This is a genomic window from Frankia tisae (genome assembly GCF_025403405.1).
In the GTDB taxonomy this organism is placed as follows: Bacteria; Actinomycetota; Actinomycetes; order Frankiales; family Frankiaceae; genus Frankia; species Frankia tisai.
In genome coordinates, this window is the sequence record NZ_JANEZT010000247.1 from 1 (window position 1) to 10,252 (window position 10,252).

Sequence of the window (10,252 nt, forward strand, 5' to 3'; positions counted from 1 at the left end):
GCAGTAGGGGCTATGGCGCAGTGGGGCTATGGCGCAGTGGGGTTACGGCGCAGTGGGGTTACGGCGCAGTAGGGCTACAGGGTGGCGGCCGGGGGCTGCTCGGCGGCGGCGCGGGCGTCACGGCGGGCAAGCAGCTCCTGCCAGACCTCGTCGAGGCGCGCGTCGAGCTCGTCGAGGCTGCCGCTGTTGTCGATGACGATGTCGGCGGCCTCACGGCGCTGCTCGTCGGTGGCCTGCGTGGCCATCCGGGCCAGTGCCTGGTCGCGGGGCAGACCGCGGCCCTCCAACCGCACCAGCCGCAGCTCGCGCGGTGCCTCGACGACCAGCACCAGGTCGTAGCTGCCCTCCGCGTGCACCTCGACGAGTAGCGGAACGTCGTGCAGGACGATCCCGTCCGGGGGCAGCTGCGCGATCCGCCGGCCGGTCTCGGCTCGGATGAGCGGATGGACTATCGCCTCCAGCCGCCCGCGAGCCGCGGCATCGGCGAAGACGATCCGGCCGAGTGCCGGGCGGTCGAGGCTGCCATCGGGCGCGACCAGCTCGGCTCCGAACTCCGCCAGCACCGCGGCCAGGCCCGGGGTCCCCGTCGCGACCACGTCCCGGGCGATCTGGTCAGCGTCGATCAGCAGCGAACCACGGGCCGCGAGACGCGAGGCGACCGCGCTCTTACCCGACCCGATTCCACCCGTCAGACCCACTGTGAGCACAGGCCGAGTCTGCCAGCCCAGGCAGGCACATGCGCCACCCTGCCGCCGATGTCAGGATTCCCCCCCCCGGCGGCCGCGCCGATCGCGGTGCTCCGACACCTCGCCAGCACGGCTGCCAGCGGGAGACATCGGCCGGCCATCGCGGCTGGCCGCTTTCGCGGCACGCAGAGCGGTTGGCAGACTGGGCCGCGTGAGGGCAGCCGAACAGGGGCGGGCGCAGGCCCTTTCCCTGCCCGCCAGTGCCGACCCGATCGGTCCCGGCCCTGTCGCCGGCCTGCCCGCCAGCGAGGTGGCCGAGGTGGCGCAGGGCGACGGCTTGGCGCAGGCGGGGTCAAGCGGGCTGCGACGCCTCGCCCACCGGCTGTGGCCGGCGCTGCTTACCGGCTCACTGCTCGGTCTCGGCGCCATCGGGCTGGCCCTGGTGCCCGCGCTCGCCGACCGCGCACCGCTGCTGCTCATCACGCTACGGCCCACCTGGGCGATCCTGCTGCTCGTCGGTGGGTCGGTGCCGTTCGTGCCGGCCCTGCTGATCGCCGCGTTCTTTCGGGCCCTGGTTGACGTCGGCTACTTCGGGCTGGCCCGCAACAACATCCGATCGATCCTGCTGCGACGCCTCGGCCGCAGCCGGCTGGTCACGGCCCTGGCCCGCCCGAGGACCCAGACTCCCCTGCTGTGGTTCTGCCTGGTCAACACCAATGCGGCGGTTGACGCGGCGCTCGGCGCGGGCGACGTGCCGATGCGCCGCTTCCTGCGGTTCCTGATTCCCGGCTCCCTGCTGTCGGCCGCGCTTTACCTGACCGCGGCGCGGGCGGTGGCCCCGTGGATGCGTGGCGCCGTGAACTGGCTGGACGCGCACATGACCTATCTCGTGCTCGGCGGTCTGGCGCTGGCGCTGGCCCAGGCGGCCGGACGGGTCGGACTCCGACGGTGGCGCGGCAGGCAGGCTGGATTGTCAATGAAAAGACATCGCGGAAATGGCGATAACACGCCGTAGTCCAATAACCGCACCATGCAGACGCATCGACAGAGTCTGGACATTCTGCGCCGCAGGTAGCAGGGTCGGTAGCTGCGGGTCACGCCACCCGTCGGATGCACGCCGGACCTCGGTTCGGTCGCCGCCCCCACTCCCCGGAGTCGACCATGCCTCGTCCTCGCCCCGTCACGCCAAGCCATCCCAGCGCGCTGGGCCAGCCCACCACGCTGGGCCACTGCGCGCCCTGCGCCATCCCGCCGCACATCCTCGAACGCATCGTCCGCAACGGCAGCGACGATCAGCGTTCCTGGGCGCTGTCCACCCTCGTCCAGGACAGCTCGCACCGCACGATCCGCGTCCACAACGGCCAGCTTCGCGCGGCGCAGCGCGGCGCAGCACCGCCGCGGCTCAGCCCGGATGACGGCCCGCGCCGCACCGTGGGGGACGCCGCCGGCACCGAGACGCTGCCGGGTCGGACCGTCCGCACCGAGGGCGACGCGGCGGTCGACGACGTGGCGGTCAACGAGGCCTACGACGGTCTCGGCGCCACGTTCACGTTCTACTCCGATGCGTTCGGCCGCGACTCGATCGACGACGAGGGAATGGCACTGCTCGCCACGGTCCACTACGGCGACCATTACGACAACGCCTTCTGGAACGGCCGGCAGATGGTGTTCGGCGACGGCGACGGCGAACTTTTCCAGCGGTTCACCGTATCGCTGGACATCATCGGGCACGAACTGACCCACGGCGTCACCGAGGACGAGGCGGCGCTGATGTATGTCAATCAGTCCGGGGCGCTCAACGAATCGGTCAGCGATGTCTTCGGCTCCCTGGTGAAGCAGCACGCGCTCGGGCAGACCGCCGAGCAGGCCGACTGGCTGATCGGCAACGGGCTGCTCACCAACGCGGTGCAGGGCGTCGCGCTGCGGTCGATGAAGGACCCCGGCACCGCCTACGACGATCCCGTACTCGGCGACGATATCCAGCCTGGGCATATGTCCAAGTACGTCAAGATGACTGGCGACAATGGCGGCGTCCACATCAACTCGGGAATCCCCAACAAGGCGTTCTACCTCGCCGCGATCGCGCTCGGCGGGCACGCGTGGGAGCGGGCCGGCCGCATCTGGTACGAGAGCCTGCGCTCGCCGCAGGTTCGGCCGAACGCGACCTTCCGCTCGTTCGCGGCGGTGACGAGCCGCCAGGCCGGCGTGCTGTTCGGCGCGGACGAGCGCAAGGCCGTCGTCGAAGCGTGGCACGAGGTCGGCATCGCGGTCTGACGCCGCCCATAACCGCACAAATCCCGTGGATCGTATGTAATCCCCAGACTCGGCACAGGCTCCCCACAGCGGGGCCCGGCAGTGTGTCCACCGGTCGGTGCTCACACCGGCAGTCCCGCTGCCCCGAGGAGGAGCATGAACGACGTCAGGACGTCCCGGTTTGCGTGCCGAGACGGCATCGCGACACGGTGGCACCGGCTTATCCTGCCGCTGCTGACGGTCACCCTGGCGGCCGCGCTGGCGGGGTGCGGAGGCGGTGGGAGCGGCTCGGCGGCCGCCGCGGCCTCGGCGGTGACCCCTTCCGCGGGGGCGACTCCGACGACGGGGGCGACTCCGACGACGGGGGCGACTACCGCCGCTGGTGGGACAGGTGCGATGGCCTCCTACCGGACCTGCCTCGCGAACAACGGGGTGACGCTGCCGACTCCGGGCGCCGGCACGGCGGGAAGCGCGCCGGCGCAGGGCGCCCGTCCGAGCGGCGCCCCGCCGTCGGGCGCGCCGAACAGCGGCGGCGGGGGCCCTGGTGCCGGCGGTGGACCCGGCGGCGCTGCGGGCCCGGGCTCGACCGCTGCCCCGCCCGGCGTGGATGCCGACACCTGGCGTACCGCTCGGGCCGCCTGCGCGTCACTGGCGCCCACCGCCCCGGCGGCGCCCCCGGGTGCAGCGGCCACGAGCTGACCCACGCGCTCGAATCGTTGCCGCGGCCGGTCCTCGGGCACTCATGGTCAGCCGTTCGGCTTCGGTCGACCCCCGATGCGCCGGCCCGCCCGCGCGGATGCCTCTCGCTCCTCCCCGCGCCCCGCCGCTGCGGTCCCCGACTCGTCCCCGGTCAGGGGTTGCACCGAGCGCCCGGCCTCCGCAGGCTCCTCACCACCGTCTCCCTCGCCCTCGGCCGCTGCGCCGTCAGATACCGCACCGGCGCACTCCGCAGGCGCGCGGTCCGATGCCGGGAAGGTCTCCTGCGGGGCCGACGGCCGTACCGCGGCGCCCCGGGACCGAAGCAGCTCGGACATCTTCGCCGCCGGCAGCGGTACCGAGATCGCCTCGCCCTGGAGCAGATCGCAGCCGAGGTCGATCATCATCGCAAGCGTGCGCTCGTCCTCGATGCCCTCGCCGACCACCCGCAGCCCGAGCCGGTGACCCAGGTCGAGCACCGAGCGCACGATCGCGGCGTCGGGCAGGCTGCCGCGGGCATCCGTGACGAAACCGCGGTCGATCTTGACCTCGTCGAACGGGAGCGCCTTGAGGATCTCCATGGAGCTGTAGCCGGTGCCGAAGTCATCCAGGGACAGTGCGACCCCCTGCCTGCGCAGCTCGTTCAGCATCGTGGCCGCCCGGGCCGGCTGGGTGACCAGCGCGCTCTCCGTGATCTCCAGGGTGAGGACGTCGCTGGCGAGGCCGTGGGCCGCCAGCGAGTCGGCGACGACCTGCGGCAGGTCGTCGAGCACCAGCATCCGGGCGGAGAGGTTCACCGAGACCGGCAGGTGCAGGCTCTCTCGAGCCCAGGCGGCGCACTGGCGTAGCGCCTCGTCGAGGACCCAGCGGGTCAGATCGGCGATCAGCGGCGAACGTTCGGCGACGGGTAGGAACACCCCCGGCGCCAGCAGCCCCCGGGTCGGATGGTGCCAGCGCAGCAGCGCCTCCGCGCCGACGATCTCGCCCGAGCGCGCCGACTGCAGCGGCTGGTAGAACAACAGCAGCTCGTCGCGGATGATCGCGTTGCGCAGCTGCGCGTACAGCGCGATCTCCTCGGGGCGTACCCCGGTGATGCCGGGATCCCACAGCCCGAGGCTCTCCCCCACCCGCTTGGCCCGCAGCAGCGCCGAGTCGGCGCAGGTCAGCAACCCGCCCATGGTGGCACTGTCGCGGGGGGCCACGGCGATCCCGACGGAGGCATCCACCTCGACGTCGACACCGCAGACCTGGAAGGGACCCTGGATCTGGCGCAGGACCTGGTGCCCGAGCGCCCAGCGCCGCTTCGTCTCCGCCGGAGTGGGCGCGGCCAGCGACGCATCCGGTCGGCGTGATGCGGCAGCCACCGTCGCCGGGGCCGGCATCCCCTGGAAGACCAGGGCGAACTCGTCCCCGCCGGCGCGACCGACGAACGCCGGCCTCGGTTCGAGCGTGGCAAGCGTCCGCGCGATGATCTGCAACAGCCGGTCGCCGCCGACGTGCCCCAACGCATCGTTGATTTCGTGGAACCGATTGATGTCGACAAGGACCAGGATCGCCTCCCGTCCGGCCGCCTGAATCTCCGCAACGGTCCTTTCGCCGCGTTCAAGGGTGCCCGCCCGATTGGCTAGACGGGTGAGCGGATCCAGGTAGCTCTGCAGCAGACCCGCGCGGAACAAACCTTTCACGATCGATCCGGCCGCGATCGTACAGATCGCCGCGGACACCGCGGGGCCGGCGGTCTCGTTCAGGTCGCCGCCGACCACCACTCCGGCCGCGAGCGCCCCGATAATCACGGCGATGACCAGAATCGCACCGGGGATTGAAACGAGAGCAACATACGCGCACATCGGCGGAAACCAGACCAGATACATTTCGGTCTGACGGCCGGAGGTGGACGCGGCGAGGCCGAGACCGAGCGAGATGGCGAGCGAGGCGGGGGCGAACAGCGGCACCCAGGCCCAACGCGGTTTCGCCACCCACCCGATCAGGATGTTGACCGTCGCGACCAGTACCCCGACCCAGGTCTCCCAGCGCAGATAGCCCGGCGAACCGGGCACGACGGCGGCGAGTAGGAAGAGCGCGACGGCGCCAGTCGGCGCGACGACGAGGAAGCGCCGACGGTCGGCGTACGAACCACCGCTGAGCACGAGCCGCATCCCTCCCCGCCGCTCCACCGGCCCGCGGGACGTGTCCGGCCCACGGATCGAACCTGGCCGGGCGCCCCGGCCAGGCCTGTCCCGGCGGACCTCGACGCTCAGCCGCAGGAAACGGCCGGCATCGCAGCCTCCTGCCGAGCCGGTCGTTCCCGCCACGGTAGGACGGCGGAGATATCGGCTGTGCCGACATGCTCGGCTGAAAAACAGCAGGCCGCGCCGGCCGGCGGCGATCCCGGACCGAGATCACCACCCGTGACGCTACGAGATCCGGGTCAGGCTTTCTTCAACATAGCCGGTGGAGCGGAGCGAGTAACATGCACCCGATACATTCTCCCACGGCGCCGAGACCAGGTCTGGACATATGGCCCGGAGGCCGAGAAATGCCCGCCAGAACGTATGCGGATCATCACGGCGTGCCCGCCCGAGGAACGGCATTTCCGGCATCAGTGGGCCGCGTCGTCCCAGGTCCGGCCGGAGCCGACGCTGACGTCGAGCGGCACCGACATGGTGTAGGCGGAGGTCATCTCGGCGCGGACGAGCGCCTCGACCGCGCCGTACTCGCCGGGGGCGATCTCCAGCACGAGTTCGTCGTGGACCTGGAGCAGTAGCCGGGAGGCGTGCCCACCGGCCCGCAGCGCCCGGTCGACACCCAGCATGGCGATTTTGATGATGTCGGCGGCCGAGCCCTGAATCGGGGCGTTGAGCGCCATGCGCTCGGCCATCTGCCGGCGCTGGGCGTTGTCGCTGGTCAGGTCGGGCAGGTAGCGCCGCCGGCCGAGGATCGTCTCGGTGTAGCCGTCGCGGCGGGCCCGTTCGACGACGCCGCGCAGGAAGTCTCGGACCCCGCCGAAGCGGGCGAAGTAGGCGTCCATGTGCTCGCGGGCCTCGTCGGGGGCGATGCCGAGCTGGCCGGCGAGGCCGAAGGCGGACAGCCCGTACGCCAGTCCGTAGGACATCGCCTTGATCCGCCGGCGCAGCTCCGGGTCAACCTCGCTGACCGGCAGCCCGAACGCCTCGGCGGCGACGAAGGTGTGCAGGTCCTCCCCCGACCCGAACGCCTCGATGAGGCCCTCGTCGCCGGACAGGTGCGCCATGATCCGCATCTCGATCTGCGAGTAGTCCGCGGTGAGCAGGGTCTCGTAGCCGGGGCCGACGACGAAGGCGCGCCGGATCTGGCGCCCCTCGGCGGTGCGGATCGGGATGTTCTGCAGGTTCGGATCGGTGGACGACAGCCGGCCGGTGGCGGCGATCATCTGGTTGAACGTGGTGTGGATGCGGCCCGCGTCGTCGATCATGGGGAGCAGCGAGTCGACGACGGTCTTGAGCCGGGCGACGTCGCGGTGGCGCAGCAACACCGGCAGCAGCGGATGGTCGGACTGGACGGCGAGCCAGGCGAGGGCGTCGGCATCGGTGGTGTAGCCGGTCTTGATCTTCTTGGTCTTGGGCAGGCCGAGCTCGTCGAACAGGATCTGCTGGAGCTGCTTGGGCGAGCCGAGGTTGAACGCCCGGCCCACGATCTCGTGGGCCTGCGCGGCGACGGCCGCGACCTCGCCGCTGTAGTGCTTCTGCAACTCGGTCAGATGCTCCTCGTCGGCGGCGATGCCGGCTCGTTCCATCCCGGCGAGGACCGTGACGAGCGGGAGTTCCATGTCGCGAAGCAGCGTGGCGGCGCTGCGGCGCTCGAGGTCCGCGTCGAGCTCGTCGGCGAGTTCCAGGCAGGCGCGGGCCCGCACGGCGTCGGCGTGCGACTCCTCCGCCTCCCCGGAGCCATCGAGGGTGAGCTGGCCGTTGCCGGCGGGTTCCACCGCCACATCGCGGTGCAGGTAGCGGGCGACCAGGTCGGCCAGGTCGAACGAGCGCTGGCCGGGCAGGGCCAGGTAGGCGGCCAGCGCGGTGTCGCTGGTGACGCCGGCCAGCGTCAGGCCCAGCTCCGCGAGGGCGAGCATCGGGCCCTTGACGTCGTGCGCGGCCTTCGGCTGGTGGGCGTCGGCGAGCCAGCCGCCGAGCGCCGCCAGGTCCGCCGGGGTGAGCTGGGTCGGGTCGAGCCAGGCCGCGGTGCCGTCAGCCGAGGCCAGCGCGAGGCCGGAGAGCACCCCCGTACCCCGCCCCCAGCTGCCGCGGGGGTGCAGGCCGGTACGGGTGATGCCGCGGGCGTGCTCGTCGAGCCACTGGGTCACCTCGTCGGGCCCGAGGGTGGTCAACTCGACGTCGAAGCCCTCCTCGACGGGGGGCGGGGCGGTGGCGAGGGCGGCGTAGAGCCGCTCGCGCAGAACGCGGAACTGCAACGTGTCGAACAGCTGGTGGACGGCCTCGCGATCCCAGGGGCGCAGGCGCAGCCCGTCCGGGGCGACGGGGAGCGGGACGTCGCGGGCCAACTCGGTCAGTGAGCGGTTACGGATCACCGAGGCCAGGTGGGCGCGCAGCGACGCCCCCGTCTTCCCGCCGATCTCGTCGGCCCGGTCCACCAGCTCGGCGAGCGAACCGAACTGCTGGATCCACTTGGTGGCGGTCTTCTCCCCCACCCCCGGCACGGAGGGCAGGTTGTCGGACGGGTCGCCGCGCAGCGCCGCGAAGTCCGGGTACTGGACCGGGGACAGGCCGTACTTCGCCTGGACCTCGTCCGGCGTGAAGCGGGTCATGTCGGAAATACCCTTACGGGTCATCAGTACCGTGACCCGCTCGTTGACGAGCTGCAACGCATCCCGGTCGCCGGTGACGACCAGCACGTCCATTCCCTCCGCCGCGCCCGCGGTCGCGAGCGTGGCGATCACGTCGTCGGCCTCGTAGCCGGCGGCGCTGACCCCCGGCACGGCAAGCGCGTCGCACACCTGGTGGATGAGGCTGACCTGCCCGACGAAGTCGGCCGGGGTCTCCGAACGGCCCGCCTTGTACTCCGCGTACTGCGTGTGGCGGAAGGTCGGCGTCGGCAGGTCCCAGGCGACGGCCACATGGGTCGGCTTCTCATCGCGCAGGACGTTGATGAGCATCGAGGTGAAGCCGTACACGGCGTTGGTCGGCTGGCCGGTGGTGGTGGAGAAGTTCTCCACCGGCAGCGCGTAGAACGCGCGGTAGGCCAGCGAGTGCCCGTCGAGCAGCAGCAGCCGCGGTCCGGTGGCGGCCGCTGGCACCGCCTTCTTCGCAGCGGCCGACTTCGCCGTAGCCGTCGATGCCGACGTGGCGGTGGACCTGCGGGTGCGCGGCTTGGCCGGCAGAGCCTCCGCGGCGAGCCCCGCGTCGGCCTGAGGGGCCGCTTCGGCCGACGACCCTTCCACGGCGGCGGGCCCTGCCTGGGTGGCGGAGGGAGCCGGCTGGTCAGCGGACGAGTTCGACGTGGTGACGGACACGCGGCGAGTTTAGGCCGTGCGTCCGACAGTTCCGTCGCGAGTGGGTGGTCCGCCGCGGCGAAGGGCCACCACGCGCCCGGACCACACCACCGACTGTGTGGCGCGCGGATGGTGGCGGCCAGGTCCGGCTACCGCTCTCGGTAGCCGGCAATCGGATCGGATCTGCTCGTTTAGGCTCGCGGTCATGACCGCTGCCGATGCCGTACCCGCCGCCGATGACATCGCCCCGAGCCGGGGCGGCGGGGGCGTGGATCACGGTGGCAGGGAGGACGCCGCGGATACCGCCGCGATCCGGCTCGCCGCTCAGGTCAACGCCGCACGTGGGGAGATCGAGCAGCGGATGGGCATCCTGCTCACCGAGGCGAGCCCCGAGCGGCTGGTCGCCACGATGCCCGTGGAAGGCAACCGGCAGCCATACGGCCTCCTGCACGGAGGCGCATCGGTGGTGCTCGCCGAAACCCTGGGCTCGGTCGGCGCGACCCTGGACGCGCCACCCGGCTCGACAGTCGTCGGCATCGAGATCAACGCCTCGCATCACCGATCGACGACCTCGGGCGCCGTCACCGCCGTCGCCACCCGCATCCGTGGCGGGCGCACCCTCGTCACCTACGACATCCGGATCACCGACGACGCCGGCCGCGTGACCTGCACCTCCCGGCTTACCTGCATGATCCGCGGTGGACGGCCGACCGGCTCGCGCGAATCCGAACCGAGCTGATCGAGGAGTAATCTGCCGCCCCGCTCCCGGCCAGAACACGAAAACTGGATACGGATGAGACTGATCACAATATTTACCGGTTCCCCTGCCCGCCAGCACCGGCTGTCGGAACGGACGCACCGGACCACTCCGGTGCGTTGACCTGATGAAGGGACCCGCCTAATCTCATCGCCTGTGCACCCGGGACGGGTGAGTAGACAACGTCTGGACGAGGGGAAGGTCCGGACGGCACCAAAGCCCTTCCCGGGTGCCGCAAACCTCCAGCTTTGATCGTCGAAATCCCCGATCGGGCCGATCGGCCGTGTGGCCCCAGCCGCCGGGTCCCCCCGCACCACGCCGGACGGACCCGGAGCAGGCGGGAGGCCGGAGCAGGCGGGGGCCTGTCTCTTATACAAATCT

At 71.5% G+C, this 10,252-nt stretch carries 7 protein-coding genes; 4 read left to right on the plus strand and 3 right to left on the minus strand.

The window, feature by feature from the left end:
- Positions 1-74 precede the first annotated feature (74 nt).
- On the minus strand, positions 75-707 hold the full coding sequence (gene coaE, locus NBZ85_RS21135) for a dephospho-CoA kinase (protein WP_261560411.1): 633 nt from the start codon (positions 705-707) through the stop codon (positions 75-77).
- Positions 708-897: 190 nt separating this feature from the next.
- On the opposite strand from coaE, the gene NBZ85_RS21140 reads away from it, so the two are divergent.
- The 3 genes from NBZ85_RS21140 to NBZ85_RS21150 all read left to right on the plus strand — a co-directional run bounded on the left by NBZ85_RS21140 (position 898) and on the right by NBZ85_RS21150 (position 3,638).
- Positions 898-1,701: a hypothetical protein gene (locus NBZ85_RS21140; protein ID WP_372517815.1), complete on the plus strand. Its 804-nt coding sequence runs from the start codon at positions 898-900 to the stop codon at positions 1,699-1,701.
- A 146-nt stretch (positions 1,702-1,847) separates the two neighbouring features.
- Positions 1,848-2,960, plus strand: a complete 1,113-nt coding sequence (locus NBZ85_RS21145; RefSeq protein WP_261560412.1) for a M4 family metallopeptidase — start codon at positions 1,848-1,850, stop codon at positions 2,958-2,960.
- A 135-nt stretch (positions 2,961-3,095) separates the two neighbouring features.
- Positions 3,096-3,638 (plus strand): hypothetical protein, encoded by a 543-nt coding sequence (locus NBZ85_RS21150; protein WP_261562462.1) that lies wholly within the window; start codon positions 3,096-3,098, stop codon positions 3,636-3,638.
- Between the two features lie 47 nt (positions 3,639-3,685).
- On the opposite strand, the gene NBZ85_RS21155 is transcribed toward NBZ85_RS21150, so the two are convergent.
- Positions 3,686-5,791 carry a putative bifunctional diguanylate cyclase/phosphodiesterase gene (locus NBZ85_RS21155; RefSeq protein ID WP_261557257.1) on the minus strand — a complete coding sequence of 702 codons (2,106 nt, stop codon included), beginning with the start codon at positions 5,789-5,791 and terminating at the stop codon, positions 3,686-3,688.
- Between the two features lie 443 nt (positions 5,792-6,234).
- Complete coding sequence (polA, locus tag NBZ85_RS21160; protein ID WP_264762050.1) at positions 6,235-8,889, minus strand: DNA polymerase I; 2,655 nt, start codon at positions 8,887-8,889, stop codon at positions 6,235-6,237.
- 430 nt (positions 8,890-9,319) lie between these two features.
- Here polA and NBZ85_RS21165 point away from each other — a divergent pair, with 430 nt between their 5' ends.
- The gene (locus NBZ85_RS21165) at positions 9,320-9,853 is read left to right on the plus strand and encodes a PaaI family thioesterase (RefSeq protein WP_261562463.1); all 534 of its coding nucleotides are present in this window, start codon (positions 9,320-9,322) and stop codon (positions 9,851-9,853) included.
- Positions 9,854-10,252 lie beyond the last annotated feature (399 nt).

What these genes read in the sequence shown, in the direction of transcription:
- NBZ85_RS21145 (WP_261560412.1), top strand. Translation starts at nt 1,848, where the DNA reads ATGCCTCGTCCTCGCCCCGTCACGCCAAGCCATCCCAGCGCGCTGGGC.
- NBZ85_RS21150 (WP_261562462.1), top strand. Translation starts at nt 3,096, where the DNA reads ATGAACGACGTCAGGACGTCCCGGTTTGCGTGCCGAGACGGCATCGCG.
- NBZ85_RS21155 (WP_261557257.1), bottom strand. Translation starts at nt 5,791, where the DNA reads ATGCGGCTCGTGCTCAGCGGTGGTTCGTACGCCGACCGTCGGCGCTTC.
- NBZ85_RS21165 (WP_261562463.1), top strand. Translation starts at nt 9,320, where the DNA reads ATGACCGCTGCCGATGCCGTACCCGCCGCCGATGACATCGCCCCGAGC.